16 protein-coding genes are annotated in these 17,950 nt (G+C 62.7%); 6 read left to right on the top strand and 10 right to left on the bottom strand.

Going from position 1 to position 17,950, the window contains the following annotated elements; translation table 11 throughout:
• Positions 1 to 7: 7 nt before the first annotated feature.
• From LSG43_RS07085 to LSG43_RS07070, 4 genes are all read right to left on the bottom strand, one after another.
• Positions 8 to 766, bottom strand: a complete 759-nt coding sequence (locus tag LSG43_RS07085; RefSeq protein ID WP_231802432.1) for a WecB/TagA/CpsF family glycosyltransferase — start codon at positions 764 to 766, stop codon at positions 8 to 10.
• A 1-nt stretch (position 767) separates the two neighbouring features.
• Positions 768 to 1,799 (bottom strand): NAD-dependent epimerase, encoded by a 1,032-nt coding sequence (locus tag LSG43_RS07080; RefSeq protein WP_231802430.1) that lies wholly within the window; start codon positions 1,797 to 1,799, stop codon positions 768 to 770.
• On the bottom strand, positions 1,796 to 3,142 hold the full coding sequence (locus LSG43_RS07075; RefSeq protein WP_231802428.1) for a UDP-glucose dehydrogenase family protein: 1,347 nt from the start codon (positions 3,140 to 3,142) through the stop codon (positions 1,796 to 1,798). The genes LSG43_RS07080 and LSG43_RS07075 overlap by 4 nt, the downstream gene beginning before the upstream one ends.
• A 129-nt stretch (positions 3,143 to 3,271) precedes the next feature.
• Positions 3,272 to 4,069: a sugar transferase gene (locus LSG43_RS07070; RefSeq protein WP_231802426.1), complete on the bottom strand. Its 798-nt coding sequence runs from the start codon at positions 4,067 to 4,069 to the stop codon at positions 3,272 to 3,274.
• Between the two features lie 824 nt (positions 4,070 to 4,893).
• On the opposite strand from LSG43_RS07070, the gene LSG43_RS07065 reads away from it, so the two are divergent.
• Positions 4,894 to 5,319, top strand: coding sequence for a hypothetical protein (locus LSG43_RS07065; RefSeq protein ID WP_231802424.1), 426 nt, complete (start codon positions 4,894 to 4,896; stop codon positions 5,317 to 5,319).
• Positions 5,320 to 5,423: 104 nt separating this feature from the next.
• Here the strand turns inward: LSG43_RS07065 and LSG43_RS07060 are convergent, their stop codons facing one another.
• Genes LSG43_RS07060 through LSG43_RS07050 form a run of 3 tightly spaced genes read right to left on the bottom strand, consistent with a single transcriptional unit; the run spans position 5,424 to position 11,033 of the window.
• Entirely contained in the window at positions 5,424 to 8,771 is a 3,348-nt protein-coding gene (locus tag LSG43_RS07060) for an error-prone DNA polymerase (protein ID WP_231802422.1), read from the bottom strand.
• On the bottom strand, positions 8,768 to 10,306 hold the full coding sequence (locus LSG43_RS07055; protein ID WP_231802420.1) for a Y-family DNA polymerase: 1,539 nt from the start codon (positions 10,304 to 10,306) through the stop codon (positions 8,768 to 8,770). The genes LSG43_RS07060 and LSG43_RS07055 overlap by 4 nt, the downstream gene beginning before the upstream one ends.
• Entirely contained in the window at positions 10,221 to 11,033 is an 813-nt protein-coding gene (locus tag LSG43_RS07050) for an ImuA family protein (RefSeq protein ID WP_231802418.1), read from the bottom strand. Before LSG43_RS07050 ends, LSG43_RS07055 begins: the two co-directional genes overlap by 86 nt.
• A gap of 338 nt (positions 11,034 to 11,371) precedes the next feature.
• Here LSG43_RS07050 and LSG43_RS07045 point away from each other — a divergent pair, with 338 nt between their 5' ends.
• On the top strand, positions 11,372 to 11,776 hold the full coding sequence (locus LSG43_RS07045; protein WP_231802416.1) for a hypothetical protein: 405 nt from the start codon (positions 11,372 to 11,374) through the stop codon (positions 11,774 to 11,776).
• Between the two features lie 307 nt (positions 11,777 to 12,083).
• Here the strand turns inward: LSG43_RS07045 and LSG43_RS07040 are convergent, their stop codons facing one another.
• Complete coding sequence (locus LSG43_RS07040; protein WP_231802414.1) at positions 12,084 to 12,965, bottom strand: EamA family transporter; 882 nt, start codon at positions 12,963 to 12,965, stop codon at positions 12,084 to 12,086.
• 81 nt (positions 12,966 to 13,046) lie between these two features.
• Between LSG43_RS07040 and LSG43_RS07035 the strand changes: the two genes are divergently transcribed.
• The 4 genes from LSG43_RS07035 (at position 13,047) to csgH (ending at position 15,254) form a co-directional block, all read left to right on the top strand.
• Positions 13,047 to 13,550, top strand: coding sequence for a MarR family winged helix-turn-helix transcriptional regulator (locus LSG43_RS07035; protein WP_439652015.1), 504 nt, complete (start codon positions 13,047 to 13,049; stop codon positions 13,548 to 13,550).
• 353 nt (positions 13,551 to 13,903) lie between these two features.
• On the top strand, positions 13,904 to 14,275 hold the full coding sequence (locus tag LSG43_RS07030) for a hypothetical protein (RefSeq protein ID WP_231802410.1): 372 nt from the start codon (positions 13,904 to 13,906) through the stop codon (positions 14,273 to 14,275).
• A gap of 168 nt (positions 14,276 to 14,443) precedes the next feature.
• On the top strand, positions 14,444 to 14,815 hold the full coding sequence (locus LSG43_RS07025) for a hypothetical protein (protein ID WP_231802408.1): 372 nt from the start codon (positions 14,444 to 14,446) through the stop codon (positions 14,813 to 14,815).
• Positions 14,816 to 14,840: 25 nt separating this feature from the next.
• A complete protein-coding gene (gene csgH / locus LSG43_RS07020; protein WP_231802406.1) occupies positions 14,841 to 15,254 on the top strand; it encodes a curli-like amyloid fiber formation chaperone CsgH in 414 nt (137 codons plus the stop codon).
• Positions 15,255 to 15,284: 30 nt separating this feature from the next.
• On the opposite strand, the gene LSG43_RS07015 is transcribed toward csgH, so the two are convergent.
• Entirely contained in the window at positions 15,285 to 16,613 is a 1,329-nt protein-coding gene (locus LSG43_RS07015; RefSeq protein WP_231802404.1) for a hypothetical protein, read from the bottom strand.
• Positions 16,614 to 16,718: 105 nt separating this feature from the next.
• On the bottom strand, positions 16,719 to 17,882 hold the full coding sequence (locus LSG43_RS07010; RefSeq protein ID WP_231802402.1) for a helix-turn-helix transcriptional regulator: 1,164 nt from the start codon (positions 17,880 to 17,882) through the stop codon (positions 16,719 to 16,721).
• Positions 17,883 to 17,950 lie beyond the last annotated feature (68 nt).

Genomic DNA, 17,950 nt, shown 5'->3' with positions numbered 1-17,950 from the left:
CGCCCCCTCACCCCCGCTCTGTATGCCGCATCAGCCGGTAGAGCGAATACGGGTTGGTTGTGAGATAGCGCCAGGCGAGCCGCTTGGGGTCGTCGAGCACGCGGTGGAGCCATTCGAGTCCGATATCCTGCATCCATTGCGGGGCGCGCGGTGCATCGCCGGCGAGGAAGGCGTAGAGCCCGCCGCAGGTCTTGATCCAGCCGACACCGGCCAGCCGCTCGCGGTTGGCGATCGACCAGAATTCCTGGCGCGGCTTGCCCAGGGCGACCCAGAGCACGTCGGCGCCGGAGGCCCGTACCATTTCGCAGATCGCCGCATCGTCACCCTCGCCGAAATACCCGTGATGACGCCCGACGATCTGCAGATCGGGATACATCCGGCGCGCCGCCTCCACCGCGGCGGCATTTTGCCGTTCCGAGGCCCCCAGCATGAAGAAGCGCAGGCCGTGCGCGCTCGCGGCCACCGCAGCGTCGTGGAAGAAATCGGACGTCGCGATGCGCTCGGGCAAGGGCGCGCGGGTGCGGGCGGAGGCCTTGACGACCGACATGCCGTCGGCGTGGATCGCATCGGCCTGGGCCATCGCGCGTGCGAAATCGGCATCCCGCCCCGCGAGCGCTATGCCCTGGCCATTGGATGAGAAAACCGCCTTGGGCAGCCAGGCGCCCCCCGCCTCCCGCGCCGCCATGCCATCGGCGACCATGATTTCGGCGAGCCGGCGACGCGTCAGCGAAACCGTGGGAAACGCACCGATCGTAACCGTTGGCACATTATGCCGTTCCCTCATGCTCGCCGACATTGCAATAGCTCCGATACCATTCAACGAAAGCCGATACGCCCTCTTTCACGCCGACGCCCGGCGCAAAACCGGTCAGCGCGCGCAAAAGCCCGTCATCGGACGAAGTCGCAACGACATCCCCCTGCTGCATGGGCAGCATGCGCTTTTGCGCGCGCTTGCCCAGCGCCTCTTCGACGGCCTCGATAAACTCCATCAGCCCCACCGGATTGCCGCCGCCGATGTTGACGGCGCGCCAGGGCGCGACAGGAGAAAGCGAGTCCGCAACGCCTTCGGCCTCCACGGGCCGGCCGGCCGCCGGCACGGCGTCCATCAGGCGGCAGATGCCTTCGACGAGGTCGTCGATATAGGTGAAGTCACGGGCCATCCGCCCTTCCCCGTAGACGTCGATGGGGCGCCCCTCTTCGATCGCCGAGACGAATTTGAAGAGCGCCATGTCGGGCCGGCCCCACGGGCCGTAGACGGTGAAAAAACGGAAGCAGGTGGTCGGGATGCCCCACAGATGGGCATAGGAATGACTCATCGCCTCCGTGGCCTTCTTGGTGGCCGCGTAGAGCGAAACCGGAAAATCGGTACGCGCCGCCTCCTTGAAGGGCATGTCTTCGTTCCCGCCATAGACCGAGCTGGTCGATGCCAACAGCAGGTGCTTGGGAGCGATTTCGCGTGCGAGTTCGAGGAGATTGAAGGTCCCCACTAGATTGGAACTTATGTAGGTTTCCGGATGCTCGATGCTGTAGCGCACACCGGCCTGCGCCGCGAGATGGATGATGATATCCGGCTGGCAATCGTCGATGGCATTGCGGAGTGCATCCTTGTCCTCGAGCATCCCGGTATGGGCGCGGAAGCCGTTGGTCTTGCCGAGCACCGCGTGCCGGCGGGTCTTGAGCGTCACGTCATAGTAAGGCGTCATGCCGTCGTAGCCGACAACGAGGTGGCCATCGGCGATCAGGCGTTTCGCCAGATGAAAGCCGATGAATCCGGCGGTTCCGGTGACGAAGACCTTCATTCCGCCGCATCCGCCATCTTGGCGCCCGCAGCGGGCATGGCGGCGCGTCCGACCCCGTGATAGTCGAACCCGGCCTCTTCGAGATCCGAGCGGCCATAGACGTTCCGCAAGTCGACGAAAACGCGGCCGCTCATCGCCGTCTTGAGCCGTTCGAGATCGAGCGAGCGGAACTGGTTCCACTCTGTGACCAGCACGAGGCAGTCGGCGCCCTCGGCGACGTCATAGGCGTCGGTGCCGTATTCGATGCCGTCGATCACGGCGCGTGCGGCCTTCATCCCCTCGGGATCGAAGGCTTTGATGGTTGCCCCGCCATCCTTGAGCGCCTGAATGATCGCAATCGAGGGTGCGTCGCGCATATCGTCGGTGTTGGGCTTGAACGTCAAGCCAAGGATGCCGATGCGCTTGCCGCGGACGGACCCGCCGCACGCGGCGACGACCTTGCGGCCCATGGCCCGCTTGCGGCTGTCGTTGACCGCCACCGTGGCCTCGACCAGCCGCAGCGGCGCTTCGTGGTCCTGCCCTGTCTTGACCAGGGCAAGCGTGTCCTTGGGAAAACACGAGCCGCCGTAGCCCGGGCCGGCATTGAGGAATTTCGGGCCGATGCGGTTGTCGAGCCCGATACCGCGGGCGACCTCCTGCACGTCGCCGCCGACCTTCTCGCACAGATCCGCCATTTCGTTGATGAAGGTGATCTTCATCGCGAGGAAGGCGTTGCCGGCGTATTTGATGAGCTCGGCCGTGCGGCGGCCCGTGAACACAAGCGGCGCCTGATTGAGATAGAGCGGGCGGTAGACCTCCTCCATCACATGGCGGGCCCGTGCGTCCTCAATCCCAACGACGATCCGGTCGGGGCGTTTGAAATCCTCGATCGCCGCGCCTTCGCGCAGGAATTCCGGGTTCGAGACCACCACGGCGTCGGCATCCGGATTGGTGTCGGCGATGATGCGCTCGACCTCGTCGCCTGTGCCGACCGGAACCGTCGATTTGGTCACGACGACCGTGAACCCGTTCATGGCGCGGGCGATATCGGCGGCGGCGCCATAGACATAGCTCAGATCCGCATGGCCGTCGCCGCGCCGCGAGGGCGTGCCGACGGCAATAAAGACCACGTCGGCGGCGGCGACCGCGGGTGCGAGGTCGGTGGTGAAGCTCAGGCGGCCCGCCCTGGCGTTCTCGGCAACCAGAAGGTCGAGGCCGGGTTCGTAAATCGGGATCTGGCCGTTGTTGAGCGCTTCGATCTTTTCGGCGTTGAGATCGACGCATGTCACGTCGTGGCCAAAATCGGCAAAGCAGGCGCCGCTCACAAGGCCGACATAGCCCGAACCAATCATTGTAATGCGCATAGAAGAACCTCCGTTACGCGAGGGCTGCACTATAGCAGATGCGTCTGCCTTGTATGACGACTCCGCCTATTGTCCGTGCAGCATCCGGGCGAACATCCCAATTGAATGCGCAATTGTTGCCTGAAGGCTTCATATGCCTGTCCCGCCGATGAACTCCCGGCGTATGGTCAGCCAGATGATCTTGAGATCGAGGAGAAGGGAGAAATTCTGGATGTAGGCCAGATCGTGGTCTATGCGCGCCCATGCGACGGCGGCGTCGTCCGTCGGCCCGCGCAACCCGTTGGCCTGGGCCCAGCCCGAAATCCCGGGCTTCATCGCGTGCCGGGCAGCGTAGTACGGCACGAGCTCGTTGTAGCGCCGTCCGCCTGCCAGCATATCGTAAACATGCGGCCTGGGACCGATCAGCGACATATCGCCCCTAAGCACGTTCAGCAATTGCGGCAATTCGTCGATGCTTGTCTGGCGCAGGAAGCGGCCGATCGGGGTCAGGCGCGGATCGCCCGCCTTTGTCTGGGCGACGCCGGTCGTATCGCACCGGTCGGTATACATCGAGCGGAATTTATAGACCTCGAATGGCGCGCCATCGAGCCCCTCCCGCACTTGCTTGAAAAAGACCGGGCCCCTGCTCGTCGTGACGACTGCAATTGCAACCAGAGCCAGAAAGGGGCCAAGAAAGATCAGTGCGGAAAGGCTCAGTACGATGTCGATGACGCGCTTTGCCGCCATTTGCACCCTGCGCTGCACGGTGAGTTCCGTCTCGACGGGCCAATTGTCCTGCAGGATGAGGCTCAAACCGGAAGGTGTCGCTTCCAGCGCTCCCGAAGCGGATCTATGCCACCCGCTCGCCGGGCGCGGCTGATCGGCGCCATGGCCGAAAGCCGTCCCCATACCGTTCGCGTCGGCGGTATCGTGCGTATGCCCAAACACTGTGCGTCCCCTTCTCGCGCCAGTTTCAGTAAGCACCGCCGGCCCGCTTGAGCCGACTGCCGGGGATAGTGCACAACTTTGACCACGTTTGGAACCGCGCATTGAGGTTTGGTTAACCCTGACAGGGCATTAATCGCCAATTGTTGTCGGTGCCGTTTTGGGCCAATCGCTTAGAAATCGCCGCTTTCTCAAGAGTTTTCCCGATTTCTTTCTTATCGCGCCATGCACTGGACGCGTATCTGAGTCATTCCAAACGCATAACTCGCCCGCGATTCACACCAAGACTCGCGGTTTACTTCTAACCTCCTGCACTTCCAAGTCCCATTCTTTAAGTTTCCTGCACACTATTTAGGCATACTCTTAATTTTAACGATTTATATTATTAATATCTCAGGTATCATCGCTACGTTTTTGTTATTCTTTCTGTTTTTTATATCACGTAACCACGAAATCAAGAATTCTTATTGTGATTTTTTCAATTTGCGATCCAATATATACTTAAAAATACATTGATCGTGAATTTGAAAATGCCCACCAATTCTCCAAGGCTCGTTTAAAACCATTTGAGTATTAATTTTCGTTTTTTGGGGCAATGGAAACGACATTCGTCATATTTCTCCGTCATAAAACTGTAAAAATATTTTTTATGCATTTACGCCATTGCGGCGTTTCCCTTTAGAACTATCTATTTGCGGCAAATCTACAATCTTCCCTTCGAAAGGAACTGTCGTTTCCATCGCCTCAACAGTGAAGGTTGGGGTATGATTGACGCTCGCATGGGCTTGAATTAGTATACTCAAAATTAACCCTCTTGGAGCGCCAGGATGACCGTTTCGTTCAAGTCTTTGGGCCTTGCAGCCATGTTGGCGGTAGGCCTTGCAATCCCTGCCTATTCGCAGGTTACCGCAACACCCGATCTTTCCAGCGTCACCGGTGCGTGCACGGCGGAAGGGGCGACCATTGAAATCTGTCAGGCTGCCGTCGCAGCCTATGTTGCCGCACTGGAAGCTGCCGGATTGAGCCCGGCGGAGATCGACGCCGCGTTGGGCGAGGTTGCCGTTGCGCTTGGCGAGGCGAGCCAGGGCGGTGCCATTCCGGAGGTAATCGCCGCGGGGCTCAGCCAGGTTGCGAGCGCGATCAGCGATCCCGTGCAGGCCGCCGAGGTCACCCAGCTGGCGTCCGCCGTGGCAGCGGGGTCGGAAACGCCGGTTGCCTCTATCGGCTCGCCGACCTCCGCCAGCCCAAACTGAGCCGGCAATATCGGGCGGCATATCGCCCGCCCGTCATGGTGCATATTTCAGGCTCGTTCCGCCGGAACGGGCCTTTTCTTATGCCGGGGGCCTGTTGGGGCGCTTCAATGAAAGTCGCGCGACTTGGGCACGATGCGGACGTTGCGGGGATGGCCGACGCCCGTACCACCTGTGGCAGTGGCGCCCGATATCCCGCCCCCCCGGGAAAGCGCGTTGAGCGCGTCGGATCGGTCCTCGACGGCCGAAGCGATGATATGGATGACGCCTTCCTTGCTCTTTTGCACCTGCCCTTCGATCACCGCCAGGCGTGAGCCCATGATTTCGCGGCGGTAAGCCTCGAACCTGCGGGCCCACATCAGGCCGTTGGCGATGCCGGTTTCGTCCTCGAGGGTCATGAAGATCGCATTGCCCTTGCCCGGGCGCTGGCGCACCAGGACGATGCCGGCAACCCGCACCCGCGCGCCATCCTTCAAGGCACCGAGCCCTGCGCAGCTGACAACCCCTTCGGCGTCGAACATTTTGCGCAGGAACCGCATGGGATGGGCTTTGAGCGAGAGCCTGATGGTCTGGTAGTCGATGACCACATGCTCGGAGAGCGCCATTTGCGGCAGATCCATATCGGTTTCCTCGCCCAGTTCGCGCCCGTCGGCGTGTTCGAACAGCGGCAACGGCTCGTCGCCCGGCAGGCGCCGTACCGCCCAGGCCGACTCTCTCCGGTCCGCGCCGATCGAACGCAGGCCGTCGGCGTCGGCCAGCAGCGAAAAAGCGCGGCGCGGCAGTCCCGTGCGGCGCCACGCATCGTCGACGCTCGCATACCCCTGCCCGCGCCGCGCGGCGAGCTTTCCCGCCCAGTCTTCGTGAAAGCCGTCGATCTGCCGGAAGCCGATCCGCAGGGCGCATTTTGCACCCTCGCGCACCTCGAGCGTATTGTCCCAGAAGCTGTCGTTGAGATCGACATGGCGCACCTCGACCCCATTTTCCTGTGCACTGCGCACGATCTGGGCGGGCGCGTAGAACCCCATCGGCTGGGAGTTGAGCAGCGCGCAGGCGAAGACATCGGGATAGTGGTATTTGATCCAGGCCGAGATATAGACAAGCTTGGCAAAGCTCGCCGCGTGGCTTTCGGGAAAGCCGTATTCGCCGAACCCCTGGATCTGATTGAAGCAGCGTTCGGCAAACTCCCGCGAATAGCCGCGCGCGATCATGCGTTCGACCATTATCGAACGGAACTGTCCGATCGTACCGTTGTGCCGGAACGTGGCCATCGCCTTGCGCAGCCGGTTGGCTTCGACGTCTGAAAACTCCGCGGCGACCATGGCGATCTTCATGGCCTGTTCCTGAAAGAGCGGCACACCCAGCGTGCGATGGAGCGCCTTGCGCAGTTCGTCGGGATCGTACGGAGGCGCTGGAGAGGGATATTCCACCTCTTCCTCGCCATTGCGGCGGCGCAGATAGGGATGGACCATGTCCCCCTGGATTGGCCCGGGCCGGACAATGGCGACCTGGATGACGAGGTCGTAGAAGGTTTTGGGTTTCAAGCGGGGCAACATGTTGATCTGGGCCCGGCTTTCGACCTGGAAAACGCCGACGGAATTTCCTTTTTGCAGCATGTCGTAAACCGCGGGGTCTTCCTGGGGCACGCTGGCGAGATCGTAGGCAACGCCGTATTTGGTGTAGATCAACTCGAACGCCTTGCGGATGCAGGTCAGCATACCGAGCGCCAGCACGTCGACTTTCATCATCTTGACCCGGTCGATATCGTCCTTGTCCCATTCGATGAAGGTGCGGTCGTCCATCGCCGCATAGCCGATGGGTACCGATTCATCGAGCCGCCCCTGGGTCAGAACGAACCCGCCCACGTGCTGGGAGAGGTGCCGCGGAAAGCCCAAAAGCCTTGCCGCATAGAGCATGGTACGCAGGATCTGCGGGTTTTCCGGATCGAGCCCGGCCTGTTTGATGTGCTTTTCCGGGCTCCCGACCCCGCCCCAGCTTCCCCAGACAGTCGAGGAGATGAGCGCGGTCACGTCCTCGCTCAGCCCCAACACCTTGCCCACTTCGCGGATGGCGCTCTTGGGCCGGTAGCTGATCACCGTCGCGACGATTCCGGCGCGCTCGCGGCCGTAATACTCATAAATATGCTGGATTACCTCCTCGCGCCGCTCGTGCTCGAAATCCACGTCGATATCGGGCGGCTCGCGGCGTTCCTCGGAGAGAAACCGCGCGAACAAGAGTTCGTGTTCGGCCGGGTCCACCGCCGTGATCCCCAGGGCATAGCAGACCGCCGAATTGGCCGCCGAGCCCCGTCCCTGGCACAGGATGCCCTTGTCCTCGGCGACCCGGACGATGTCGCGGATGGTGAGAAAATAGCAGGCGTAGTCGAGCTTTTTAATCAGCGCCAATTCGCTCTTTATGAGCGTTTCGACCTTTTCGGGGACGCCCTGGGGATAGCGCATCGCTGCGTGCCGCCAGGTCAGCTCTTCGAGCCATTCCTGTGGCGACCAGCCTGGCGGCGTCGCCTCTTCGGGATATTCGTAGCGCAACTGATCGAGCGAGAATTCGATCCGGTCGAGAACGGTCCGCGTTTCGGCAATCGCCTCGGGCGCCCCGGTAAACAGCCGCGCCATATCGGCGGGAGCCTTCAAATGCCGCTCGGCATTGGCTTCGAGCAGCGTCCCGGCCTGGTCGATCCGCACCCCTTCGCGGATACAGGTGAGGACGTCCTGCAGATCGCGCTGCTCGACCGCGTGATAAAGCGCGTCATTGGTGGCCATGAGCGGCACCCGCGTGCGCGCGGCGATCTCCCTGAGCGCGACGAGCTTCCGCCGGTCGGTGCCTTTATACTGCATGCGCGCGGCCAGCCGCACGGCGCCGGGCGCGGCGATGGCGAGCCGCGTGAGCACGGTTTCGAGCGTATCGTCCCGCGCCTCGGGGATAACGATCATCGAAAGCCCGCGGCAATGGAACAGAAGATCGGGGAATTCGAGCACGCATTCCCCTTTCGTGCGCGTTTTCAGATTGCCCCGTGTCAAAATCCGGCACAGCCGCCCCCAACCGTCGCGGTCCTCGGGGTAAACGACAATGTCGGGCGTGCCGTCGGCAAAGACCAGCCGCGCGCCCACCGCGAGCTTGAACGCCTTGGCGCGTTCCTGCATCTCCTCAAGCGTAAAGGGCAGCTTGAGGTCCGCATAACGCTCGATGAGCACATATTCCCCCGGCCCGCTCCCTTCACGCAGCTTCTCGACGGGCAATATCCCCTCGCGCAGATCCTCGAGCGCGCCATAGGCCCGTACCACGCCCGCGACCGTATTGCGGTCGGCGATCCCCAGCCCGCGATACCCCAGCAAGAGCGCAGCAAGCACCATGTCCTGGGGGTGCGAGGCCCCGTGGAGGAAGGAGAAGTTGCTCGCCGCGACAAGTTCGGCGAAGCGGGGGACGGGCAAGGTTTCGCTCATGCGAATATACCGTGGATGTACCAGTGGATGGGCGCGGGATCGCGGTCATAAAGCCCGTCGCGATAGACCCAGAAGCGCTGGCCGGTCTGATCCTCGATGCGGAAATAGTCCCGCGTGTTCCGCGTCTCATAGGACTTCCACCATTCGGGCGCGATCCGCTCGGGTCCCTCGACGCGGACCACTGTGTGGCGCACGCGGCGCCAGAAGAAATGTTCCGGCGGCCCCTCGGGTACTTCGGCCAGCGCCTCGATCCGCTGGGGCGGCGAGAACAGGAATAGCGGCCGCAAGGGCGGATCGTCCGCCTCCCCCCTGTACCAGCTTCCCGAGCCTGCGCGCTCCGAGATCGCCGGCCAGGCTTTCGCCGCATATTCGGGCATATGGCTATCCTGCGGCACGAAGCGCTGCACGGCCTCGACGCCGAACCGCGCGGCGAGGCGGTTGACGAGGTCTTCGACCGCCTGCCCGTCCGCTTCGCTGCCGTCGAGCAGCGCCTGGGCGGGCGGCGCGCTGTCTCCGGCCACCGCCGCGAGCCGGATCATGTCGAAGCCGAAGCCCGGATCGACAGGATCGGCGAGGGCGTCGAGCCGCATGAGCAAAAGCCGCAGGAGCGTCGCAGGCTCTCGCAATGGCTGGCCGGACAAGAGTTCGATCCGCCGCACCGTTCCGTCGGCGCGGAAAAAGCTTGCCTCAAAACACCGCCCGCCCTGGTCCTCGCGTTCGAGCCCGGTGCAAAGGTCCTGCGCCAGCGTTTTGAGCGCGGCTTCGATATCCTCGAAAAGCCCGATCGGATCGGCAAAGCGCTGTTCGGCGCAAAAGACGGGCAAGGGCCGGCGCGGGGACAGGGGCTGGTCGCCTTCGCCCAAGATCTGCGCCAGCCGCCAGGTGAATGCCGAACCGAACCGTGCCGCGAGCGGTTTTCGTGGACGTTCGGCGAGCATGCCGAGCGTTTCGAGCCCGGCCCGGCGCAATGCGCGGGTCACATCGCCCCCCGCCTCGAGCGCCTCGACCGGCAGCTCCGCGGCCTTCTCGCTCTCCGCGCCCGGGGGCACGATCCCGCCCTTGCCGTAACGCGCCAGCGCATGGGCGGAAAGCGCGGTTCCCGCAATCGCGATTTTGGTTGCAAACCCAAGTGCATGGAGCCTGCGCTTGAGATCGCGCGCCAGCCCGGTCTCGCCGCCGAAAAGATGCGCCACACCGGTGATGTCGAGCAGCAGCCCATCGGACCCGTCGAGCGTGAGAATGGGGCTGAAGCGGTCGCACCAGTCGGCAATCTTTTCGAGCAGCACCGCGTCCGCGTCCGGGTCGGCTTCGAGGATGCGCAGGGGCCGCACCCGCGCGCGGGCGTCGGCGAGGGTCATGCCGGGATAAAGCCCCTTTTCCCGCGCGGCAGCGTCGACGGCGGTGATGCGCATGGCGTTCACCTCCTTTCGGGCGAGCGCCAGGGGCAGGTCAGCCAGCGCGTCCGAGGTGCGATGCAGCCGGTCCGTCGAGAAGTAGGGGAGCCACAGCGCCAGATAGCGCCGGGACCGGCGCAAAGCCGGTCTCGACGGTTTCCGGGCGGGCGCTGAACCTGAGTGCGTCACGGTTCCACTCCAGATGCCAAAGGGTTTGTGCGAGGCCTTCACGATGCCGCAAAAGCGTCGCCTCGAACGCTGGAAATCCCGGTGCCCCCGCCGCGAGCGGGCGGGTTGGGTACCCCCTCACCTGCCAGCGTGTCGCCGCCGCGCTCGGCTCTGGCCCGGCGGCGACGCGGAAGAGAAAACCGGTCACCCCGGTTTCCCCCGCCGCCAGCGAGAGCCGCCGCGTGGCGGTCATATCGAGATGTTTCGAGCGCCCCCAGGGCTCGATCACCACCGCCCCGAGCGCCTTGCACCGCGCCGCCTCGAGCGCGGCACGCAGGACGTCGGTGATGTCCTTGACCAAAACGAGGGTGAGGTTTTCCGGCGCCAGCCCCATCTCGGCCAGTCCTTGCGGATAGAGCTTGCCGGTTTCGTCCTGGGCGTGGCGCTGGCGGATCCAGACGACATGCCCCTTCGCCCCGGCGGCGCGCAGAACCAGCCCCGTCACGAACCCTGCCGCCGCGGGCGCGGCAGGGGTCGCGGGTGCGAAAACCTCATGAATAGCGCCGCGCGCAAGCCCACCGCCCAACTGAGCGTCGAGCGCGGCTTCCCCGAAAGCAAAACGGTTCGTCGTTCCCGCCTGCCCCGGATCGAGCCGCGTGAGAACCTGGCGCAGCGCATGGATATGCTCGGTGCGATCCATGGCCAATGTTCCTATTTTGTTCTATTACGACTCAGATTGGAGCGGGAGTCAATCGGCGTGTGCGGAGCATCTTGGCACCACGCCACATGTCTGCTGCCCAGATGCCCATGGAGCCATGCAACGGCCTGAAATGCCGGTCCATATCGAAATCGCCACCCACGCCGTGGTATGCGCGCGTTCCGGATCATCCGACACCAAGTGGATGTAACCCGTTTATTTTCTCTCCGCGCCCCGCCGTCTCTGCTTTTACAGATTACTTCGAATAGAATTTGTAATAGACTGTATTGGCGCGGGCTCGACTTCGCCGAACATGGTATGCCCGCCGCGAGGAGGGTAAAATGCCTAAGATCTCACACCTGTATTTTCAGACTGGCATTATTTTTCTGATTATCGGTATCGGCATGGGTTTGCAGATGGCGATTTCGGGGGTTCACAACGTCACCGGCGCTCACGCGCATCTCAATCTGCTCGGATGGGTCACGAGCGCGCTGTTCGGTACGTACTACGCGCTCAATCCCGCCAAGGCGGCCGGGCGCATCCCGATGATCCAGTATGGCGTCTACACGCTGGGTGTAGCGGTCATGATCGTGGGGCTTTATTTCCTGCTTCAGGGCAATCTCGCATTCGAACCCCTGGTGCAGATCGGTCCGCTGGTCGCTTTTGCGGGCGTCCTGCTCTTTGCCTATGTGGTCTTCGCCCCGGCAAAGACGCGCGTTTCGGCCAGCACCGCGGCCGCGGAATGAGGTTCCTGCGGCGGCGCCCGAGAACGGCGCCGCTGCAGCCTGCCACACTCACGACTAGCGCCTTCGCGCGATGCGCACTCTGATGGCATGCCGGTTGCGAAAGACCGGACATCCACAAAAGGCACATCATGCAACGATTTCGAAACGCCGGGCTGATGCTTTGGCCACCGACGAGGGGCTATCGGCGCCGCTGACAAGCGCCGCGAAGGCCTCGTCATGGGCCGGTAGGCACGGGCCGCAGGCGGAGCGGCCTATGCTGCCGCTTCGCCTTCCACGCACCGCCCGTCGCGCCAGCGATGCCCGCATATCATGCGGCCGCTTCCTGCGATTGCGGGATCGCACGGGCCCGCCGCCCGGCCTGCTGCCCGAACCAGACGCTCAGCAGCACAATGAGGGCGCCCAGCCCCTGGGCCGGCGTCAGCGCCTGCCCCAGGACGGCCCAGCCGAGAACGACCGCGCTCAGCGGACTGAGAAAACCGAACGCCGTGACGGCCGGCGGGCCGAGCCGCGCGATACCACGGAACCAGAAAACGTAGGCAAGCGCGCCGCCGACCAGCCCCAGCCACGCGAGACCCGCGAGATTGAGGGCGCTGGGCACGGGAAAGCCCGGCTCGACGATAAGCGCCACCGGCAGCAGCAGGATGCCCCCTGCGGTCAGCTGCCAGCCGGTGAAGGTGAGCGCGGAAACCGGCGGCTGCCACCTGCGCGCCAGAACATTGCCCGTTGCCATCGACAGCGCACCGCCCAGCGCCGCGACAATGCCGATAGGATCGGGCGCGGCGTCCGGCCCGAGCACGAGGAGCCCGACCCCCACCATGCCTGCCAACGCCGCCGCGACTCCCGCGGGGCGAAGGCCGGTGCCCAAAAGCCCGCGGGCGAGCAGCAGCACGATGAGCGGCTGGATCGCGCCGAGCGTTGCTGCGAGCCCGCCCGGTAGCCTGTAGGCGGCGACGAACAGCAACGAGAGGAAGATCGCGATATTGAGGCCCCCGAGGACGAAAACCTTGGGCAGCCACGCGAGCGGCGGGAGGCGCCGCGCAATCGCCAGCAGGAGCAGCCCCGCGGGCAGCGCCCGGAGCATGGCGACCGTCAGCGGAAAACCGTCGGGCAGCATCTGCGTGGTAACGATATAGGTCGTGCCCCATATCGCGGGCGCCATGGCGGTCAGGACGAGGTCGGGAGAGCGCATCGCGGACTATCCTTTATCTTGACGTCAAGGTAACAACAAATAATCTTGACGTCAAGATAACCATCGGCAATGCTCGGGCGTATGGACCAGGTCGACCGAATACTCGCGCAATGGCGGGCCGAGCGCCCGGATCTCGATGTCGGGCCGATGGGTACGCTGGGGCGGCTCAACCGCCTCGCGCAGCATCTGGGGCATGGCATGGAGAAGACCTTCATGGCGCACGGGCTCAACCGTGCCTCGTTCGACGTGCTCGCCACGCTGCGCCGTTCCGGCCCGCCCTATGCGCTCAGCCCCTCCGCGCTTATCGAATGGACCATGGTCACCTCCGGCACCATGACCAACCGTATCGACCGGCTCGAGGCTATCGGCCTCGTCGAGCGCCGTCGCAATCCCGAAGACGGCCGCGGCTTCCTGATCGGGCTCACCGATACCGGCCACGCGCTCATCGAAAAGGCCGTGACCGAGCACGTCGCCAACCAGCACCGGCTCACCGCCGCGCTCAGCGACGCCGAGCGGGCCGCGCTGGACACGCTGCTGGCAAAATGGCTGGCCGCGTTCGAGGACGACGGACCGGCCGCGTCCTAACGATCCTGCTCCGCGGCGCCGGCGCTGAAGCTCCTTCGGCCGTCCAGGCCCGCCTCCGAAGCGCAAATATACCATGCCTTTAGTGCATCTCGCGACGACGCCAGCGCTTCCGCGCTCGAAATATTCAAACGCCCTATAGGCGGGGTATAAAATACCCAAAAAGCACTCTCTCCGCCCAATAACAATACATTTGCCTAATTCGTTAAATCATAACACCACAATATCTACCTATCCGTAATGCCTCCACGCCCCACTATTCATACGGAACACCTCTCTTCTTCGGTGTTACTAAAGCTGCGCGGATGGATTCCGCTTCTCACATCTCGGACTCGTTCCAATTCTGGAGGACAACCATGTATAAGCTCATCGTATCCGCCGCTGCCGCCGTGACGCTGTTCGCGGGCGCCGCATATGCCCAGGACGTATCGATCGTCGACCAGTTCGGCATCGGAAACGGCCAACTGACCGACCAGGCCGGCATTGGGCCCTTTAGCGGCAACAACTTCTCGTATACCGGGCAGTTCGGCATCGGAAACCTCAGCATGACCCGCCAGCGCGGCGCCAATGACTCGGTGACCATTCAGGTCGGCAACGGCAACACGTCTCTGACCGATCAGTGGGGCGTCTTCAACAGCTCGACGACGGTTCAGACCGGCAATGGCGACTATTCCGATACCCAGCAGGTCGGTTTCGGCAACGTGTCGATCACGCTTCAGGGCAACTGATGTCCCCAGGGTTGCGCAGGTGGCAACATCGGCCGCCTGCGCATTCCTTTGACTGCAATACGCAACGATGTCGAGGGCGATTAGGTGCGGTAACTTGAGCCGCCTGTCTTGGAGCAGGCAGACGACGGGCAAGGGCTGCGCGCGCCTTCTAGAAATGGGAGACCTATAATGCGCATCTACCTGTATTCAGCCGCCCTGACTTTGCTCGCGGTACCGGCCTGGGCCGGCGATTGGTCGGTCGTCAGGCAAGGCGGGTTCAGCAATTTCCAAACCACGTATCAGAGCGGCGGTCACACCGCTGTGACGATCCAGATGGGCAACAACAACTCCGCGCAGACGAGTCAGACCGGCTCCAGAAACACGTCGGCGATCTTGCAGATCGGGCACGGTCACTCGCAGAACCACACGCAGACCGGTGACGAGGACGCAATGTCAAGTCTCCAGGTCAGCACGGATCTTCCTGGCTTTTCCGGCCATACCCGCTCAACGAGCGTGACCGTCGGCGGCCGGACCATCTCGATATACGTCGAGGCGAACTAGTCGTTTTGGTCGAGGGAGAGCGCTCATGACCCGGACCGCATCGATCGACGGCACGCGCGGCTGGCTCATTTTGCAGTCACTCGTGTTCCTTATAGCAATTTTTGTCGCGATCCTCCCACAGGAGGCGGAAGCCATGAGTGAGGTTCAATGCGAGATACGGAGCCAGCCATTGTCGACAGGGGTCGATCTTGTCGGTGTCGTATGGGCTGACCACACTATCTCGGGCAGCTACCAGTTTATAGTAAACAAAGAAGGGGCGAGCGGCAGTTCTCGCGTAATACAGCGCGGACTACTTGCGCTTGAGAAAGACAGGCCGCAGGTCGTCGGCAGCATCACCATCAATGCCGGCAGCGGGGACCGCTATATCGTACGGTTGACCGTCACCGCCGATGGAGACCAAACACTGTGCACGGCGGACCTCGATGGCTATACCGCGTAACCCGGAGATCCCACTGCGTATCCGTGGCGATCAGAACCGGTTGGTAAGTGAAATCGTTGCCCCGACATTCCACATAGGGCCAGTGGCGATACTTTTTTCATAGTAGGTTTCGCCGCTGGCCGAATAGTTGGCTTCCGTATCGCCACCGCTGAAATCGGCGTCAGGCGAACTCACCTCGGTCGTTTGCACGTAAGGCACATCACCGAGCCGTTCGACATGGACACCGAAACTCAGCGTAAGCCCGTTCTGGTCGAGATAGGTCACCCCACCGCTCACCCGGTTGTAGAGCGTCGCACCCGATAGCGAGTCGTCGGTTCCAGGAAGCGAAATGCCGGTGACACCCGGGATCACGGCGGCCGCGGTTCCCTCGTAGTCGGCCCAATAGCCCGAGACGCCGAGTTCTGTGCCCACCGAGAACCGCCATCCGTCGGCGATCGGGCCGGAAATCGATGCGCCGATGATACCGCCCAGATAGTGCGCTGTAAGATTGTCGTCATGCTCGATGCCGAAAAGCGGGATCGTGTCTCCCAGCCCCCCGGGCTCCTCGACGTCCACGAGTGTTTCCTGATGGACCGAGCGCGCGATCAGATTATAGGACGGGCCGAGCGTCGGGGTGATCGCCCAGCCGTCGTCGAGCGTGATGGGCGAGGAGAACATGACCTTCTGGCTGGTCATGAGAAGCGTCTCGCTGGTACGGGACGTCACCGTCGTATCCTCGAGATCGCCGACGCCGACAAGCGCGAAACCGTTATCGTCGGCAATCAGGCTGAACGCCGACGCGTCCGGCCCCGCTCCGTCGGTGGTCAGCGCAACAAGCGCCGCGCCGGTCTCGGTGGTCGTAACGGAAAACTGCGCGACCGCGTTATCGCCTGGCGGGGAGGACGCCGAACTCGTCACGTTGGCCGTATCGCCCGTGCTGTCGGTCAAAGTGGCCGTTCCGCTGGCCGTCGCGGCCCCCGAGCCGGTCACCAGGTCGATGGTACCGGCGGTGGGCCCGGTCGGCCCCGTGATCAGTAGCGGATCGTTGCCAGAATAGGTCGTGGTATCGGTCGACTCGCCCAGGCCGACGAACAGCGCGCCTGTCCATCCTACATAGATCGGAGCCTCTCCGACTTCCCCGATGCGGGAAAACAGGCTGGCGCCAAAGGAAAAACCGCCCAGGACGTAGTTGGTCTCCCCGGAGGTTTCTCCCGGGGCGACAGCATCGCCTTCCCAGCCCGGCACGAGAAAGATCTCGCCGCCGCCGAACTGAACGCTGTTAAAGGTGATGCCAGCGTTCGCCGGCTGCGCAGGTGCATCCTGCCCCAGGACGACAGCCGGGGTCATCGCAAACGCGAGAATCAGGGCAATCGAGCGCATCGTCCTCCTAAGGCACTGACCGGCAAAGAAAAATGGTATTCCGCAGCACACATCTTGAGGCTACAGGATTAAACTATTGTTATACCGGGTCAAGCGAGGACGATTTCAGTTCACAGCGGAGACCGCCAAGCGTGTCAAAAGCGCAACAAGTTGCGATTGACGCGACGTATCTGTTTTTCTCATGATCGAAGCCAGTTGATTGCGAAGCGTTTGCTTGGAAATCTCGCGCTCGATTGCATACTCTCCGATTGTTCGCCCGCTCAGCAAAGAGCTTGCAAGTTCCGCCTCGGCGCTCGTCAGCCCGAAGATCCGCCAGAGTGCATCATGGGTCAGCCGCAAGGCTTCGGCACTGTCCTGGATGATCAATGCGAGCCGGCGCCCGGCAGTGCCGTAGTGCTCATAACCCGGGCTGCCGGCGGTATCGATGGCCGGTCCCAGGGTCATGATGGACACGAAATAGTGCCCGCTATTGTCGTGCTTTTTCAGAACGACGATTTCCGAACTCTGCCGGCAGGCCTGTCCCAGTTCCGATATCCGCGACCTGAGCTTCACGTCGTCGGCCGGATCGACGGCATAAAGGTAACCGTCGGCGCTCAGGAAGACGGCCTCCATCTTGCGCGCGAGTACGTCGGCACGCGAATTCATGCTCTGCACGCGGCCGTCGCGCTCGACAAGCACGATCGGAAACGGCAAAAGCTGGAGGATATTGTTGATGAACTGGTTTTCCATCGGATGATGCTGGCGGAAGTGAAATATCCGCGCAGCGCGCACCATGTGCGGCGCGAGCCGCTCGAGTACGCGGGTGGCCTCCTGGCGCAGACTGTCCGCCTTGTGTTCGGGATAGCGGACTTCCAGCACCAGTTGTTGCGTGCCGGATCGAAACAGGACCATCCCCGTGGCCCCCTCATATGGCCCCTGCCAGGACAGCCAGTCCTTGTAGAAGCGTGAATTTACGAATGTTTCCCGGTCGAGCAGCTCGTAGTCCTGGTAAATGCGGCCAGGCATTTGAGCCCATTGGCGTTCGAACCAGCTATTGCGCTGGACAAAGCCCGTCATGTACGAGCGCAGCGCGTCGGAATTGAGCCCCCTGTGCATGAGGAAGTTGCAGTTCTGACGGACGGTATCCTGCCCGTACAACAGCACGACCGCCCCGTTGAACGATTGCGCTACGGTGTCCAGAACCGTCTCGAATAACACCCCTTCCAATGCCGCGTCGTATATGTGCTCGATCTGCGCCAGCACATTGGCGCTGTCGGCGAGTTCCAACATAACGTCCCCCTGGGCGAAGAAGTTCGCCTCAGCCAAAGAGTTCGCGCATATCTTGGGGTGGCTAAAGG

Origin of the sequence: Pelagibacterium xiamenense, assembly GCF_021166475.1 — a bacterium.
Classification (GTDB): Bacteria; Pseudomonadota; Alphaproteobacteria; order Rhizobiales; family Devosiaceae; genus Pelagibacterium; species Pelagibacterium xiamenense.
The sequence above is the reverse complement of the archived record's forward strand: the minus strand, read 5'-3'. Positions and strand labels throughout refer to the sequence as shown.

Coding starts and splice junctions, on each gene's coding strand:
- LSG43_RS07080 (WP_231802430.1), bottom strand. CDS start 1,799: ATGAAGGTCTTCGTCACCGGAACCGCCGGATTCATCGGCTTTCATCTG.
- LSG43_RS07075 (WP_231802428.1), bottom strand. CDS start 3,142: ATGCGCATTACAATGATTGGTTCGGGCTATGTCGGCCTTGTGAGCGGC.
- LSG43_RS07065 (WP_231802424.1), top strand. CDS start 4,894: ATGACCGTTTCGTTCAAGTCTTTGGGCCTTGCAGCCATGTTGGCGGTA.
- LSG43_RS07060 (WP_231802422.1), bottom strand. CDS start 8,771: ATGAGCGAAACCTTGCCCGTCCCCCGCTTCGCCGAACTTGTCGCGGCG.
- LSG43_RS07050 (WP_231802418.1), bottom strand. CDS start 11,033: ATGGATCGCACCGAGCATATCCATGCGCTGCGCCAGGTTCTCACGCGG.
- LSG43_RS07045 (WP_231802416.1), top strand. CDS start 11,372: ATGCCTAAGATCTCACACCTGTATTTTCAGACTGGCATTATTTTTCTG.
- LSG43_RS07040 (WP_231802414.1), bottom strand. CDS start 12,965: ATGCGCTCTCCCGACCTCGTCCTGACCGCCATGGCGCCCGCGATATGG.
- LSG43_RS07035 (WP_439652015.1), top strand. CDS start 13,047: ATGGACCAGGTCGACCGAATACTCGCGCAATGGCGGGCCGAGCGCCCG.
- LSG43_RS07030 (WP_231802410.1), top strand. CDS start 13,904: ATGTATAAGCTCATCGTATCCGCCGCTGCCGCCGTGACGCTGTTCGCG.
- LSG43_RS07025 (WP_231802408.1), top strand. CDS start 14,444: ATGCGCATCTACCTGTATTCAGCCGCCCTGACTTTGCTCGCGGTACCG.
- csgH (WP_231802406.1), top strand. CDS start 14,841: ATGACCCGGACCGCATCGATCGACGGCACGCGCGGCTGGCTCATTTTG.
- LSG43_RS07015 (WP_231802404.1), bottom strand. CDS start 16,613: ATGCGCTCGATTGCCCTGATTCTCGCGTTTGCGATGACCCCGGCTGTC.
- LSG43_RS07010 (WP_231802402.1), bottom strand. CDS start 17,882: ATGTTGGAACTCGCCGACAGCGCCAATGTGCTGGCGCAGATCGAGCAC.